General features: G+C 70.0%; 6 protein-coding genes and 3 pseudogenes. 3 read left to right on the forward strand and 6 right to left on the reverse strand.

Annotated elements, in window-relative coordinates; genetic code table 11:
* Window positions 1-371: 371 nt before the first annotated feature.
* A pseudogene (locus AB0389_RS37110) lies at window positions 372-1,265 on the reverse strand (IS3 family transposase); the annotation flags it as partial.
* Between the two features lie 99 nt (window positions 1,266-1,364).
* On the opposite strand from AB0389_RS37110, the gene AB0389_RS37115 reads away from it, so the two are divergent.
* Window positions 1,365-3,023 carry an ISAzo13 family transposase gene (locus AB0389_RS37115; protein WP_366399999.1) on the forward strand — a complete coding sequence of 553 codons (1,659 nt, stop codon included), beginning with the start codon at window positions 1,365-1,367 and terminating at the stop codon, window positions 3,021-3,023.
* 12 nt (window positions 3,024-3,035) lie between these two features.
* On the opposite strand, the pseudogene AB0389_RS37120 reads toward AB0389_RS37115, so the two are convergent.
* A pseudogene (locus tag AB0389_RS37120) lies at window positions 3,036-3,365 on the reverse strand (transposase); the annotation flags it as partial.
* 378 nt (window positions 3,366-3,743) lie between these two features.
* On the opposite strand from AB0389_RS37120, the gene AB0389_RS37125 reads away from it, so the two are divergent.
* Complete coding sequence (locus AB0389_RS37125) at window positions 3,744-4,394, forward strand: RICIN domain-containing protein (protein WP_366400000.1); 651 nt, start codon at window positions 3,744-3,746, stop codon at window positions 4,392-4,394.
* Window positions 4,395-4,774: 380 nt separating this feature from the next.
* Here the strand turns inward: AB0389_RS37125 and AB0389_RS37130 are convergent.
* The 4 genes and pseudogenes from AB0389_RS37130 to AB0389_RS37145 form a co-directional block, all read right to left on the reverse strand.
* Window positions 4,775-5,900, reverse strand: a pseudogene (locus AB0389_RS37130) (IS256 family transposase); the annotation flags it as partial.
* Window positions 5,901-6,104: 204 nt separating this feature from the next.
* Window positions 6,105-6,428, reverse strand: coding sequence for a helix-turn-helix domain-containing protein (locus AB0389_RS37135; RefSeq protein ID WP_366400001.1), 324 nt, complete (start codon window positions 6,426-6,428; stop codon window positions 6,105-6,107).
* Window positions 6,429-6,641: 213 nt separating this feature from the next.
* A complete protein-coding gene (locus tag AB0389_RS37140) occupies window positions 6,642-7,370 on the reverse strand; it encodes a type VII secretion system-associated protein (protein WP_366400004.1) in 729 nt (242 codons plus the stop codon).
* 210 nt (window positions 7,371-7,580) lie between these two features.
* Window positions 7,581-15,338, reverse strand: a complete 7,758-nt coding sequence (locus AB0389_RS37145) for a hypothetical protein (protein WP_366400002.1) — start codon at window positions 15,336-15,338, stop codon at window positions 7,581-7,583.
* Window positions 15,339-15,354: 16 nt separating this feature from the next.
* Here AB0389_RS37145 and AB0389_RS37150 point away from each other — a divergent pair.
* The coding region (locus AB0389_RS37150; protein WP_366400003.1) for a hypothetical protein at window positions 15,355-15,687 on the forward strand (333 nt) is incomplete at its 3' end.

Genomic DNA, 15,687 nt, shown 5'->3' on the forward strand with positions numbered 1-15,687 from the left:
GCTTGACCGCTGATGAGGGGCCTGACAACCGCCTGGTCCGGCGCAATGCCGGGCCGCTTCACGGGCGGCATGTCTGCGTAACGTGGTTGCCGGCGGTGCGCCGTGAGGCGCTTCGTTGTATCCCCGACGCAGTCGGGAGGAACTTGGAGGGATGTTCTTGGGTCGCCTGGCTCACCTGGACGCGAAAGCGCGAGGGGACAACAGCATGCCAGGGAAGCGGTGGCCGCCTGAAGGCGTCAGGGGTGATGCGCCGCAAGACCCGCTCGATACGGCCAAGGCTGGATTGCTTGAAGCCCAATTCCCAGCGGCGTCTACCACCGCCGTCGGAATGACGCCTGTGGGGCCTTCCCCCGAAGCGTGGACACCGTTTGCTATGCGGCAGTGGTCAGCGTAGCTGGTCGCTGTTCGAAGGCGATGGGGCTGATGTAGCCCAGCCCCGAGTGCCTGCGTCCGGTGTTGTAGCGGGTGACCCACCGGAACACTGCGAGACGGGCCTCACGCGCTCCTGACCAGCGTTTCTTCCCTTGCAGAGTCTCCCTTTTCAGGGTCGCGTTGAAGCTCTCCGCGGCGGCGTTGTCCGCGCTGGTGCCGACCGCTCCGCGCGAGCGGATCACGCCGAGCCGACGGCACACCTTCGCGAACTCCTTCGATGCGTACTGGGCTCCGTTGTCGCTGTGGAAGATCGCCCCGTCGAGGCTGCCGCCCCGGGTGTGGGCGGCGGCTTCGAGCGCGTCGGTGACCAGTTCGGTACGCATGTGGTCGGCGATCGACCAGCCCGCGAGTCGCCTGGAATGCAGGTCCAACACCGTTGCCAGATAGAGGAATTGGCCATCTCCGACGGGCAGGTAGGTGATGTCGCCGACGTACTTGGTGTTCGGCTCGCTCGCGGTGAAGTCCCGCCGCAGCAGGTCCGGCACCGGGGCCCCTTCCGGCTCGGGGACCGTGGTGCGGACCTTCTTGCGCAGGTGCACGCCCTGGACGCCGATGCGGCGCATCACCCGCTCGACCCGCTTGTGGTTGACGCCGATCCCAGCGGCCTTCAGTTCGGCCGTGATGCGCGGGATGCCGTAGGTGCCGTCGGACTCCCTGTGGATCTCCCGTATCCGCCGTGCCAGCCGGGCATCGTCCCTGGCCCGCGCCAGGCGGGCCGGGGCGGCCTTCAGCCACCGGTAGAACCCGGACCGGGAGACCTCCAGCACCCGGCACAGCCGCTTGACGCCGAACGCGCCGCGATGATCATCAACGAACTGGAAACGGCTCAGGACCCGTAATTTAACTACTGCCGGATTTAGGCCGATACCTCGGTGGTGCCATGCAGTTGGGCTGTTGTGGCGATCCTGGATGAAGCTCTGACGGTACTGGATATGAAGTTCGCGGCGGTCTTGCCGCATCTGGACGAGCGGCAGCGTCGTCTGTATCTGGCTTCCGAGGCGGAGGCTCTGGGGCATGGCGGGACCGCGGTCGTGGCCAGGCTGGCGGAAGTCTCGGAGTCGACTGTCGCACGAGGGCGTGCGGAACTCGTGTCCGGAGCAACAGTGTTGGGGCGGGTACGCCGACCGGGCGGCGGGCGCAAGTCCGCTGTCGAGCGCGACCCTGGACTGCTGGCGGCTCTCGAGTTGCTGATCGAGCCGCGTGCGGTGGGTGATCCGGTGTCCCCGTTGCGCTGGACCACTGCCTCGCTGCGGGACTTGTCCCGGGAGCTGACCGTCGCTGGTCATCCGGTCAGTGCTCCGGTGGTCGGCGGTCTGCTGCGTGCGATGGGCTTCAGTCTGCAGGGCATGGCCAAGACTCGGGCCGGCAGTCAGGTACCCGACCGAGACGCCCAGTTCCGTCACATCAACACCGCCGCCGAACGTTTCCTCGCGCAGGGCCTGCCGGTGGTGAGTGTGGATGCGAAGCAGAAGGAACCGATCGGCGACTTCGCACGTCCCGGCCGCACCTACCGCCCCAAAGGGCAGCCGATCACTGCCCCGGATCACGACTTCTTCGGCCCCGACACTCCGTTCGCCATCCCGTACGGCATCTATGATCTGGGCCGCGACAGCGGCTGGGTGAATGTGGGCACCGACCGCAACACCGCCGCCTTCGCGGTGGAGTCCCTGCGCCGCTGGTGGAAGGTCCAAGGGCGCCTCGACTACCCCAGCACCGACCGCTTGCTGGTCACCGCCGATTCCGGAGGCGCCAACTCGGCGGACTCCCGCCTGTTCAAGATGGGCCTGGCCGACTTCGCCGACGAGTGCGGGCTGAGCATCACCGTCATGCACTTCCCACCAGGTACTTCAAAATGGAACAAAGTGGAACACCGACTGTTCTCCCGGATCACTCACAGCCTGCGCGGACAGCCGCTGACCAGCTACGAAGTACTGCTGGAGACCATCTCGGCCACCCGCACCAGCACCGGACTGACTGTCCAGGCCGTGCTGGACGAGAACGCGTACCCCACCGGCCGCGTGCTCACCCGAGCTGAACGCCAGAGCGCCGAGCGACGGGTCGAACGCGATGTTTTCCATGGCGAGTGGAACTACACCATCGCCCCACAGGACCCCGGCCAGCGGATTCCGGAAGACTCACGGGAGGAGTCGGGCCCTCCAATCCCGGCCGAGGCCACCTTCCTCCTCACCCACCCCGCGCTCACTGGCATGACCCGGGAACACTTCGAGCAGCTCGTGCTCCAGCTCGAACCGTGCCAACTGCTCCTGACCGAAGCTGAACGCCAAAGCGCAGACAGGGACGGCCGCGGCCGCAACCCCGGCTTCGGCACCCTCGATCACCGCCACCGTGTCCTGGCCGCCGTGCTCCGCAGCCGCAACACCGTCACCCTGACCCTCGCGGCCGAACTGATGGGCCGCAAGCGCAACGTGCTGAGCTACCACGCCGGGAGGTCCAAGCCGCTGCTGGCCTTCGCCGGGCCCGAGCTCGCCAGAGTCCTCGTCTTCCACAGGACCCGTCCTCCCCGCACACTCGAAGCCTTGAAGCGCCTGATCAAGCACCACGACGACGAGATCAACTCATGCAGTAGTTAAATTACGGGTCCTCACCAGTTGGTCTCGCCGGGCGAAATACTTCGCGGCCCTCCGCAGGATCTCCCGCTCCGTCTCCAGCTCCCTGATCCGGGCCCTGAGCTGCTTGTTCTCTTCTTTCAGCACATCGTCGGAGGCTACCTCGTCAGCCTGTGCCGCCCGTGGCGAGCCGCTGGTGCCCGCCGCGTGGCCCTTGCGGGCCCGCTCGGTCCGCACCCAGTTCCGCAGCGTCTCCCGGCTGATCCCCAGGTCCTTGCCGACGCCCTCGAACGTGTTCTTCGGGTCCGACAGGTACAGCGCGACAGCGTCCGCCTTGAACTCCGCCGAATACACCTTCATCACCATGCGTGACATCTCTTCCTCTGGACCCTCAAGGTCCAGTGTCCAAGGTGTCCACGCCCAGGGGGAAAGGCCCACGTTCCCGAAAACCAGGACCAACCCCCACAAGCCAACCCCACCGGGGTTGACGAAACAGATAGGCCCCCCCAGAGCGAGGCCGAGAAAACCGAGGGCACGGCCGAGGCCGAGAGCGAGGGCAAGAAGGCCGAGGGCAGGAGCGAGGGCGAGACTCGGCCCACGACCGTTTCGAGCGCCGTCGCCGCGAGTGGCGGCGGCGAGGGCCGGGCGGTTTCCGCCGGTGCCCACTCGCCCGGCGGTGCCGGCCCTACGGTCGCCGCGGGCGATCCGGGCCGGCCCAACAAGCCGATCCTCGCGGGCGCCGCCATGGCGGGCGCCATCCTCGTCGCCGTGCCGCTGATTCTCATGGCGACCGGCGCCAAGGACGACGACAAGAAGCTGAACGCGTCCTCCTCCAGCTCCGCCGGCACCGTCGTCGAAGACGACGAGCAGAAGTCCGGCCGGTTCGTCGACGAGTCCCTCGCGCCCAAGAAGAGCTCTTCCCCCTCTCCGGAGAAGACGGCAGAGGAGAGGAAGGCAGGGGGGACGAAGACCGAGCCGGAGGTGTCAAAGGCCCCGGAGCCGACGCAGCCGACCACGGAGCCGGAGCAGAAGCCCGAGGAGAAGCCCGAGACGAAGAAGGAGGCCGCCGCGCCGGCCACCGGCGGGATGCCTCCGATCACCACCCGGGTGCTCATCAAGAACTGGACCAACAGGACCTGTGTCGACGTACCCGGCGGCGGCGCCCTGGACGGCCCCCTCCACCAGTCGGCGTGCACCAACAGCCCGAACGACAACCAGCTCTGGAACCTGGAGAAGAAGCAGTCCCAGGCCGGTCCCGGCGGCGCGGACCTGTTCGTCATCCGCAACGTCGTGACCAAGCGGTGCTTGGATCTGCCCGGCCGCGGCGGCGCCGCCAGCTCGACACCCCTGAAGGAGACCCACTGCAACGGCACCACCGGCGACAACCAGCTGTGATGGGCGGACAAAAAGTCACAAAAGGGCCGCTACTGGCTCCGCGACAACGCCAGCAACCAGCAGTGCCTCGACTCGTACGAGAAGAGTTCCAAGAATCGCAACCTGATCATCTACCCGTGCATGACGGAGAAGACCAACAACCACTTGTGGTACTTCACCCGAACGTGACCCGAGGCTAGGGCGTGTTGATCACGAGCGTTGTCGACACGCGGGTCTTGATCAATGGCGAAGACCTCCGGTGTGGTGGAGCTGTCCAGGAACGCACCACACGAAGGTCTTCATGTTGAAGCTTCCCCTTGATCATGGACACCGGGTCTGCAAAGCGAGCGGCGCAACTGGGCTCGGCGTGGCTGGAGTTGGCCTGCGGTGAGGCGGCCGTCGAAGGTCAGACCGAAGGCGTTCATGGCGCCCTTCCAGCGCATGGTCCAGCGTGTTGCGGCCGGCGCCGGTCGGGTCGAGGCTCATGACGGCCATGTAGACGCACTTGAGGGCGGCCTGTTCCGTGGGGAAGCGCCCGCGGGAACGGACGGCCTTACGGATGCGGGCGTTGACGCTCTCGATGCTGTTCGTCGCGCACACAATGCGGCGCATTTCCGCATCAAACCGAAGGAAAGGCGTGAACCCGGGCCAGCTGGACTCCCAGAGGCGGACGATCGCCGGGTATTTCTTGCCCCAGGTCCCGGCGAATTCCAGGAACCGTGTCGTGGCCGCGTCCTCGCTCGGCGCGGTGCAGACGGGCTTGAGCGCCTTCGCGATCCTGTCCCGGTCCTGCCAAGCCGCGTAACGGAACGACGCCCGCAGCAGGTGGACCACGCATGTTCGCACGACAGTTCGGGGCCAGACCTCGCCGACCGCGCCGGGCAGCCCCTTCAGCCCGTCGCAGACCAGCATGAGGACGTCCTCGACGCCCCGATTCTTCAGCTCCGACAGCACGCGCAGCCAGTGTTTCGCGCCTTCGCCGCCGTCGCCGGCCCCCAGGCCGGGGATGTCGCGGTGCCCCTCGGCGGTGACCACCAAAGCCACGCAGATCGGCCTGTTTGCCACTTGGCCATCGCGAATCCTGACGTTGATCGCGTCAGTGAAGACGACCGGGTAGAAGCGGTCGAGCGGCCGGCTCTGCCATTCGGCCATGCCGTCCATCACCTTGTCGGTGATGGTGCTGATGGCCGTCTTGGACACGTTCGCGCCGTAGACCTCGGCCAGGTGCGCGGAGATCTCCCCGTGCGTGAGGCCCTTCGCGGACAGCGAGAGCACCATCTCGTCCACGCCGGCCAGCCGGCGCTGCCGCTTCTTGACGATGGCCGGCTCGAAGGAGCCCTCCCGGTCACGGGGCACGTCGATCTCGACCGGCCCGATGTCCGTCAGCACCGTCTTGGACCACGTCCCGTTACGGGAGTTGCCGCCGTCCTTGCCCGCCGGGTCGTGCTTGTCACAGCCGAGACGGCCGGTGATCTCGCCCTCCAGGGCGGACTCCGGAACCGCCTTGGCCAGCTGCTGCAGCAGCCCGCCCTCGTCGGGCAGGCCCGCAGCACCTTGCTGCGGGCCTGCCCGACGAGCCGGTCGATCAGTTCCTGCTCGACCATCGCGGCCTCCGGCGACGGGATCCGCCTGGTCATCGGCGGCCACGAACTCGGTCACGGTGTCAGTCACTGGATGTCTCTTCCATGATCATCAATTACACCGGTGAGCGTACAGACCCGCTCTGACCCCTCAGGGGGTGTCTCCTCCCAGGGTGCGGACCACCGCCTCTTCCACCTGGGCGTCGGTGATGGTCCGCGGCGCCCCGGGCCGCGGCTCGTCCGCGAGTCCGTCGAGGCGCTGGGGCAGGAACCGTGTGCGCCAGCGGCGCACGGTGTCTCGGCCGACATCGAGCCGCGCGGCGACGACGGTGCTGTTCCAGCCGTTCGCACACGCCAGTACGGTGCGTGCGCGAACGGCCAGCCCCTGTGCGGTCGAGCGGCGCTTGGCCCAGTTCTCCAGCGTCAGCCGCTCGGCCTCCGACAGCACGACAGGTTCCAGCCGGGTATCGCCCATGCCCACAGCACAGCGTGAACGCGTGACCGGCCGCAGGCGAACACCGCAACCTGAAACAGGGCACGCCTCACGTGGTGACCCACGACCTCAAGACCAGATCACCAGGCCGGGACCGGCCAAGTTTGACCCTTCCCGCGGCCGTCTCTCCCCGCTCCCAGGGAGGGACGGCCGCGGTGTGTCAGGGGTCCGGACGCGGGGCGGCGTCCGGAGGTGTCACAGAAGGCCCTGCGCCGTCTCCGAGGACACGTCCTCGGCCGCGTTCTTCCGGCCGGAGGACGGGCTCGCGGTGTCGGCCGGGCCGCCCGTGGTGGCGGGGCGGGCGGGAAAGTCCCCGTCGTCCTCGGCCTCATCCTCGGCCGACCGTTCCGTTCCATCCGTCTGCGCGGCGGTGTGCCCCGCGAGTGCCTCGCGCAGCGCGTCGGTCTCCACAGTCATGCTCACGGGCGCCGACGGGTTGAGGTAGAGAAGGTGGCCTTCGGGCAACCGGTCCAGCACGTCGGAGACGGGCATCAGCGCGAACGCCAGCCGGCCCGAGGTGTGCAGATGGACCGGCGAGGTGAACAGCGGCACGACGGGTGTCTCGCCGTCCGGGGCGGTCGCGGGCAGCGGATCGCCGCCCGGCGTGACGAACACCGCCGCCTCCGGCAGCTCCGCCAGTGCCGAGGTCACGTCCTCGCCCGGCCCGTACCCGGTCGCGGCCAGCTGTACCGCCGCGTCCACGTCATCGGCGGGCTCGGGCCAGCCGAGTGCCGTGGGGGACGGACGGTACTCCTCGTTGTCCTGCCACTCGACGATCTCGCCGTCCAGACCGGACCGCCACTGACCGACCACGGCCCACGCGGGAGGCGCCCCCTCGCCCTTCCAGGTGGGGTCCACCATGCCGAGCCAGTGATCTGGCGCCAGCCTGGCCGCCTCACGGATCTCGTCCGGGATGGCCGGCATGTTCTCCGTCGCGCCCTCGATCCGCGCGGCCTCGGTGGGGACCTCAGTGTCCGACTGCCCGGTTGCTTCGCCGCGCTCTGCCGACTCGCTCACTTTGCTTCCTTACTCACTGGCTTGACGATGACGGATAGGTGACACGGAGTCACGAATGAAGCTGGTACTGGTGCCGGAGACGCGGCGACTTCCTCGCCGGGACCGTACGGGTACGGGTCACGGTGCCCCCTCCCCCGAGGTCATGCTCTCGGCCGGGACGTCCGGTACTCCGGCCAGGTACCGGTCACCGTCGCGGACCAACAGCACGGGCCGGCCGGTGGACGGGCCGTACCAGCTCAGCCCTCCGTCCGGTCCGATGACGGCGATGGTGACGCCCAACTCCCGGGCGAGCACCGTGGCGGCGACCGCGTCGACCGCGGCCGAGGTGGCGGTGGGGTCGGCGGAGAGGCCACCGGAGCGGGCCAGCAGGCGGAAGAGCTCGAATGGCGTGAGCTTCAGCTCACGTGCCGCCAGATTCCCTCCGCGCAGGACCGCCTCCATGTCCTGGCCGGGCTTCAGTTTGACACCCGCCTTGGTCAGGTCGTCGACCTCGATGTCACGGTCGCGGTCCAACGGCGGCAGGGCGATGTCCGCGACGTCGGCCTCGGTCACCCGTCCGACGGCCCAGCCGCGCAGGTCGCCGTCGGCCGCCGGAGGCTCCACGCCGGCCCCCCGCAGGGTACGGGCCAGTGCCTCGCCGAAGGCGTAGCCGGGGCCCTCGACGGGGTGGAGGCCGAAGGCCGTGCCGTGGAGTCGGGCGGTGGCCGTACCGGTGCGCCGGTAGGTCGGCGCGGGCTCCTCCGGTGGCGCGTCCTCCTCGGGAGTCGCGGCACCGTCCCGGACCACGGGCGTCATGGGGATCGGGATCGCGGGGGCCTCCGCATCCCGCGAGCGGTCCCGGACCGCCGTTCCGTTCCCCTGCGCGGAGCCTCCCGCGTTGGCCCAGTGCGGGTCCGGATACCGCGGCCGCGCCCCCTCGCCCCAGCGCAGGTCCTCCGGCTTCGGGTGCGTCTCGACCGTCCCGTCGCCACGGCGGATCAGCCAGCTGCTCGGCGCGCCGTCGGCGCCGGGCAGGAGGTGGTAGAGGTCCGGCTCGGTCGCCGTCCTCGGTGTGACGGCCACCTCGCCGCTCACCGCGTGGAGCGCGCGCACCGTGGAGCCTCGGCTCTCCTCCGCGGCTGGCCCGAGATCCACCGGGGAGCCGACCAGCACCATTCCCTCCGTCGCACCCGTCTTCGCGAACTCCCTCACCGTCTCACGGAGGAGTTCGGCGCGCGTCGCCGGATCACCCCCGTTGCCCGCGAAGAAGAACGTCCCGGCCGGGTCGCTGATCGGCACCATGAAGTAGGCGTGCTCCCTCGCCCCCTCGGGCCCGCGCCACACCACGCCCCGGCGGACGTCCGGCAGCCGAGGGTACAACTGGCGCCGTCCGCCGTTCCACTCCCTCGGGGGGAATATCGCACGGCCGATGAGCCAGCCCTCCCCCGAGCGGATCTCCTGATCCGTATCCCCTGTCTCCGCCACGCCGAGGTGGCCGCGCGGGTCTGTGACGGCGCCACCGGCCATCATCTGGGCAGCGGACCTCCGGAGCATGCGGATCACGACTGGATGTTCCAGCGCCAGATCGCGTGTACCGCGGCTTTCGCCAACGTCGATCACATGACCGAGCCGCTGCTTCAGCGTGGCGACCATCCGCAGATCGACGTTCTTGAACTGGACCAGCACGCCGGGGCCGGAGCGAATGAACCAGTTGGTGGTCCCATATCCCTCTTGCGTGGTGTACTCGTATTTGTCACCAGGCAGGGCGAAATCGGCCCGCCCGTCGTACACGTCGTTCAGCCCGTAGCGCACCCAGCCGACACCGCCCTGCCAGGCACCGGCCTGGTCCCCCCGTGTGCCGGTGTTCGCCGCTTCCCTCGCGGGCCGGCCCGCCTCACCGCCGTCGACCACATCGAATTTTATGTCGCCCACGGGCCCCAGCACCTCGCCGTCGCCGAGCCGGGCGTACAGCGTCACGTCCAGGTCCTGGTTGCGCAGAGCCGCCGGGACATGGGCCTCGGGCAGGGGCAGCCCCCTGGCGACCAGCGGCGGAACCGCGCCGGTCAGCCACTCGGTGGAGACCGCCTCCTGAATCGTGTAGGAGGTGGACCGGCCGGTGGTGTGGAAGTCCTCCCCGCCGCCGACCTGTCCGGCCAGGGAGGCGAGCCCACGCCGTACCGCCTCGGCTCCCTGGAAGGTGTTGGCCTGGGCCTCCCTGGGGAGACGTACCCCCTTGCTCCGCCACTCCGCCAGCGACGCCACCTGGTCGTCGGGGCTGAGGGTCCGTGCCCGGGGCGGGCTGACGTGGGCCAGCGCCGCCAGGTCCGCCTCCGGCACCCGGAACAGCAGGGACGGCCGCGCGTCGGTGGCTTCGGTGCCGCTGGTAACGCTGAAGCCCCCGCTGTCACTGGTGGCACTGGTGCTACTGGTGTCGCTGGTCTCACCGGTGTCGCCGGGGAGAAGGCTGCCGTCGTCGACCTCGCCCAGCACCCGGCCCGGGGTGTCTCCCCGGTCCCGGCCCGCCTCGCTCGGCAGGGGCAGGTCGACGGAGGCGATCGGGTCGCGGTACTCCGAGAGGCCGTGGTCGTACAGGGCCAGCGTGGCGGTGAACGGGACCCGCAGCCGCACCTGAGCGACGTCCTCCCGCACCGTCGAATTGACGCTGTGCTGATACGCGGTGGCGGCCCCGCGACTCTGCGGGCTTATGCCCTCGAAGTGGAGTGCCGTCCCCGGCTGGAGGGCGCCGACGGCCGCGTTACCCGACAGGGCCGGGGTCGGGAGCGTCACCACGTCCAGGCCCGGGCCGGTGCTCTTTCCCTCGGAGTTGCTCTCCGCGACGGACATGGCGGTCCCGTACTCAAAGCCGCGCATCTCGTCGGGGCGGTCGTGGAAGACCCCGGTGCCACGCCGCACGGAGAAGTGCGCCGTGTAGGCGTGGCGCCCGCTCTCGCCGCCGAGGAACAACTCCACCGGCACCCCGCCGTCCATCGCGCCGGACAGCAGCGCGGGGACGGCGACGCGGTCGAGGATGGCGGCCAGCCGCTGGGTGTTGCGGTACCGGTCGCTCAGCAGCCGCTCGGGCAGCAGGGCTTCGGCGAACGCCTGGCCACGAGCCGCCACCACCTCGTCCTTGAGCATGGGCAGCAGCTGGCCGAAGTCCGGCAGTTCCTCGGGCAGTCCCAGGCCCAGCGGCCCGTCGCCGCCGAGTCGCAGCTCCTCGTCGGGCTGCGAGGCGGGCTGCTCGGTGGACCGCTCGGACTGCTCGGCGGGGGTTTCGGACGAGGCCTCGGCAGGCGCCACCACATCAGCCTCATCAGCCGCCGACTCCGCGTCACGAACGCGCAGCCGGGCGTCCAGCTGGTCACCCAGTCCCTGATCGCGCGCCTGCTTCTCGGTCAGCCAGAGGACGACCCGCTTGGGCCGCAGGATGCCGCCGGACCGGGTGCCGTCCGATCCGGCCGACACCGATATCTCGGCGGCCTGGAACAGCTTAAGGTCCGCCTGGGCCAGGACCAGCCGACCGCCCTCTTTGGTCGCGGCGACACGCTCGACAGTGCCCGACATGCTCTGCTCGCGCGACCGGGTCCGGCCCCAGCCGTAGCTGCCGCTGAGCCCTCCCAAGGTCCACAGTATGGGGTTCATGTTGCCGGCACCGCCGATCGTCGTCGCGAACGCCAGGGACCGGCTCCCCGCCTTGGACGTCGCCGCCTGGTGGCCCCCGGCGACGGCGTTCTTGGTCTTCGGCCCCTCGACAACGTCGATCACCACCGGGTTGACCAGCTCGGAGCGCTGTCCGAGCGCGCCGGTGAGGGAGCCGATCCGCCGTTTGTAGTGCAGGTCGTCGGCGAGCGAGACGCCGCTTCCCCGGCCCAGGCCAACCGCGACGGCGCCGGGGCTGAACCGGTCCTCGATCCACAGGGCGGGGTCGAGGCCGGGTGTGGACAGCGCCGTGTCGTCACCTGCCGCCCCGGCGAGCAGGCCCAGCGCCAGCTGCTGGATGTCGCTCCCGTCGCCGATGTCCTCGATGTACACCCACTCCCGCAGACGCTTCTCGTCGTCCGACGGAACGGCCCACCGCGGGTCGTACATCGTGCTGATGCCCCGCAGCGGCGGCACTTGCAGCCGACGGGCCGGGCCGGGCGGGTTCAGCAGTTCGCGCTGGAGGGGGGTGAGGGTGAACGGCACTGGGGTGGTCAGCCGCACCGGCACCGGGTCCACGTGGAGTTGGCGGGTCGTCGGCCGACCGGAGACATCCCCGGTACGGGCGATGATCTGGACATCGGGCGACTGCCGCCCCGGGAGAGCGGGCACCGTCGACCGTTTCCAGGCGCGAGGACGCTCGACCAGGGTGATCTCGACGTCGAAGCCGAGCATCGTCCGGTGCAGGGCGGTCTGCTCGGCACCGGAGTTGGCGGATCCGTTCTTCGAGTTGGGCCCGCCCCTGCGGGCGCGCGTGCTGGAGAAGGTGAGGGCACCGCTTCCGGTGAGGTACAGATGGCCGGGGAGGGGCTTGCCCGACACGCCTGTGCGTATCCCGAAGACCTGGTTGCCCGCCGCTCCGCTGATCACCTCGGTGGAGAGTTCGAGGGCGCTGCGCACCCTCCAGTCGTCGGTGTCGCCCAGGTACTCGCCCGGGCCGGAGTCCAGGCCCTTGACCCGCACCAGGACGTACTTGCTGTGGGCGCGGCCCTTCCCGCGCAGCACGGCCACCACACCCTGGGTGAGCAGGACTTCCTTGCGGGCGCGCATATGGGTGTCGGACAGGGTCGCGGTCAGGGTCTGGTGGTTCTTCAACGCCCGGTCCCCGTCTGCGGTGGCCCGGGTGGAGTACAACAGGTCACCGATGAGGCCGTCCGAGGCGCGGTTCTCCGTGCCGAACTTCGGCAACAGACCCTTGAGGCGCTCGTCCTGCGCGAAGACCTTCTCGATCTCGGCGATGAGCCGGGTCGTGTCGAAGCGGGACATGGCGGTGCTGAAACCACGTGGGCCGGCCAGCAGGGACCGCTGCACGCCGGGGTGCTTGACCAGCGGCTTCACGGAGAGGCCGGCCGGCAGCGCCAGCCCGAGGAACGCCGCCTCGTCCGCCCGCAGACTGAACCACGTCGTCACGGTGAACCGCGTGTGGGGGGCGGCACGCCCGGCCCGCATCTCGGGGCTGAGCGGCCCGGAGCCCTCGTAGTTCAGCCGCACCCTGGCCTCGTACAGCACCCGGTCGCCCATGACGTCGGCACCCTGCAGACCGGAGACCTTCGTGGCGAACGAGGAGAACCGCCTGCGCTGAGCACCGATGAGCGGGTTGATCCAGGCCTTTACCAGGGGCCCGCTGCCCATCAGGCCCGCGCCGAAGGCCGGTCCGACCGCGATCTCCGCCCCTCGCTCGCGGCCGACCTCGACGGACTGCTCGGACTTGGACTGCTGGTCGCTCCTGGGCCAGGGGTCGCCGAGGTCGTACACGGGCGCGATGTCCGTGATCGTGGCCCGGAAGCGGTAACTGCCGTGCACGCTCTCGTCCTTGCCGCTCAGCTCACCGGAGTCCACCCACCCGCTGAGCGCCGCGAGCAGATCCCGCTGCACGCCATCGGCGGTCGAGGCGTCGAACACCACGTCCCGGCCGGGCGAACCCTGGGCGGTGAGCGCGGGGTGCACCACGCCCGCGATGGCGCCGAACAGGCCCCCGCGGCCGGCGTCGAGCGAGCCGTTCCCGCTGACTGCCATCGGCGTCAGCGAGTCGGCGGAGGCGATGCTCCGGGCCAGGTCGGCGGAGACCGGCCGCGGTTCGGCCGACCGGTAGGGGGTTCCTTCCGGCATGAGGTGGCTGACCGGAACGTTCACGGTGACCCCGCCCTCGCCCCGGAAGGTCGAGGAGGCCGGCACACCCGCCTTCTTCACTGTGACGACGAACTCGACCAGGCGGGGCACGTCCACGGTGGTCTCGTTGAGCATCCCGTCACGGCGGCTCACCGACTGCTTGGTGCCGACGGTCGTGGAGACCCGGCGGACGGGAATGTTCATCGAGCCCAACACGCCGGCCAGCAGAGCGGGCACGGGGGTCGGCGCCAGGATCGTTCCCGCGCCCTTGAGGGCGAAGCCACCGTACCGGGTGCGCGAACGGCTGGCATCGACGGCGACCTTGCGTTCGGGATACATGGCGGGCAGGGCGTCGTCGGCCTTGGCCGCGTCGGGCTCCTCGGCCAGCGTCTCCAGGGAGGCGGGCGCGCTGAGGGCCCGGACCGTCCTGCTGGACGGGGACTCGGCGGGCAGCTCGACCAGCGGGCGCCGCTCGCGCGGGGAACGGCCGACGGCGAGAGTGACGTCGTACCATCTGCCGTCGCCGCCCAGGACCTGGAACGGGCGCCCGCCGCCGAGGAAGCTCTGGGTGCGCAGCTCCAACTGCTCGGTGATGATCTCCGCGTTCCCCCCGTTGGTGAGGTTGCCGATGGTGCGGGCCACCCAGTCGGTGCCCTCCAGGTCGTGGAAGGTGGCGCTGCCGGCGGCCCGCATGGACTCCAGGTACGGGTGCAGGCGCATCCGCTGCGGCGGCCGGGCGGGCGGGGCGATCTCGCCGCCCGGCACGGAGACGGACCGGCCCGCCCCGGTGCCACCGGTACCCTGCCCCGCGGTGGCGGTGGCGGTGGCGTCCCAGGTGAGGCTGGCGAACGGGTTCGCGGGGGCGAACCGGACCAGGGGCTCCCCACCGGGGGCGTGCTTGGCAACGATCTTGTCCCGGATGGACTGGCTGAAGGGCGACGGCGGGCGCCAGAACTGGAGGCCGCCGTGGGTGACGGCTGTGCCCAAGTCCTCCATCTCTCTGATGATCTCGTCGTGGAGCTCGAGAGAGACCCGGGTTCCATCGGGGTTGGTGAGGTCGTAGATGTCCTCGTCGCCGCTCATGGGGGTGCGCCGGCCGTCCTGGACGCCGTAGACGACGCCGTTCTCCACAGCGATGACGCCCGCCTCCGACAGGCGCCGCATCACCGGCCCCAGGTGGTCGTACTCGTACCGGCGCTCGTTATAGCGGGCGAGGACCGCCTCCCACGTCTCGTCGTCCTGCTCGCCCCGGCTGGGCAGCCGGGGTTCGAAGAAGCCGATGAGGCCGACGGTCCGCGGGTCGGCGCCCAGGGAGACGTCGATCTCGCTGATGGACTTGGCCTTCACCGCCGAGGGCTTGGGCACGGCACCCTCGGCGCGCCACTTGGGGGAGGCCGGATTGCCGGGGAGGACGTCGATCACGACGTTCCGGGACTGGGAGATCCGGCGGAACTTGGCGTAGTCGTCCTCGGAAATGCCGTACTTGGTCTGCGCCGTGCGCGGGTCGATCTCTGTAGGCAAAAGGAGCTCGGAGTCGGTCGACCAGCTACGCGGCGGCTGCTGCGGGCGGCGGAGCAGGGCGCTCGCAGCCGTACCCAGCACCGGCCGGACCCCGATGCCGACCGTCGCGACCGACAGGTCGGTGTTCCAGTCCGCCATACGGGGGTAGCGGGTGCCCTCGGGCACCGGCTCGGGCATGAGCATCCCTTGGAAGGCGTACTGCGTGGGGGCTCCCTTGACGCTGTACAGGAGGTTCGTCGCTTTGCCGTCGGCTTCCTCACGCAGGTGGATCTGCGCCGACGAGCCGTCCGGCGAAGGCATGACCGCCGCCTCGGCCTGCGGCCACCACACCGTCTTGTCCAGCTCCCGGGCGAGACGGCGGTTCCGCTCGGCGCGCTCGTCGTAGTACTGCGACGGCTCCGCGTCCACCGCGTCCTTACCGCACTCCAGCAGCATCACGTGCTCGGACGAACCCAGGTCCAGGTTCTTGCGCATCCTGCCCACATCGGGCATCTCGGCACTTCCATGGCGTGCGTAGAACACCACTCCGCCATCGATGACCTGCTGCATCGGCCACTGGCGAGCCATGTGACCCGCCTCGTTCGTGACCCACCGAACGACGTGCTTCTCCCCGTCCGCCAACAGCCGGTACGCCGGCTCCCGCCGGCTCCACTCCTCCGGCGTGAACTGCGCCAGCAGGGATCCCCCGCCACCGGCCCCCTTGATCCGGTACCACTTCGTGGCCGGGGCCGTGTCCGACGGCTCCGGTTCCCTGGAGGAGGGCGTCTCCTCGGACGACGGCTTGGCGCTCTTCGACGGCTTGGAGGAGGGCGTGCCCTTCGACGGCTTGGCGGACCTCCCGGGCTTCGGCGACGGCTCCGGGCCCTTCGGCGGCGGGGCCGCGTCCTTCCCCGAGGGGACGGGCGCCGTGTCCGTA

It is taken from the genome of Streptomyces sp. NPDC093109 (assembly GCF_040701725.1).
Taxonomy (GTDB): Bacteria; Actinomycetota; Actinomycetes; order Streptomycetales; family Streptomycetaceae; genus Streptomyces.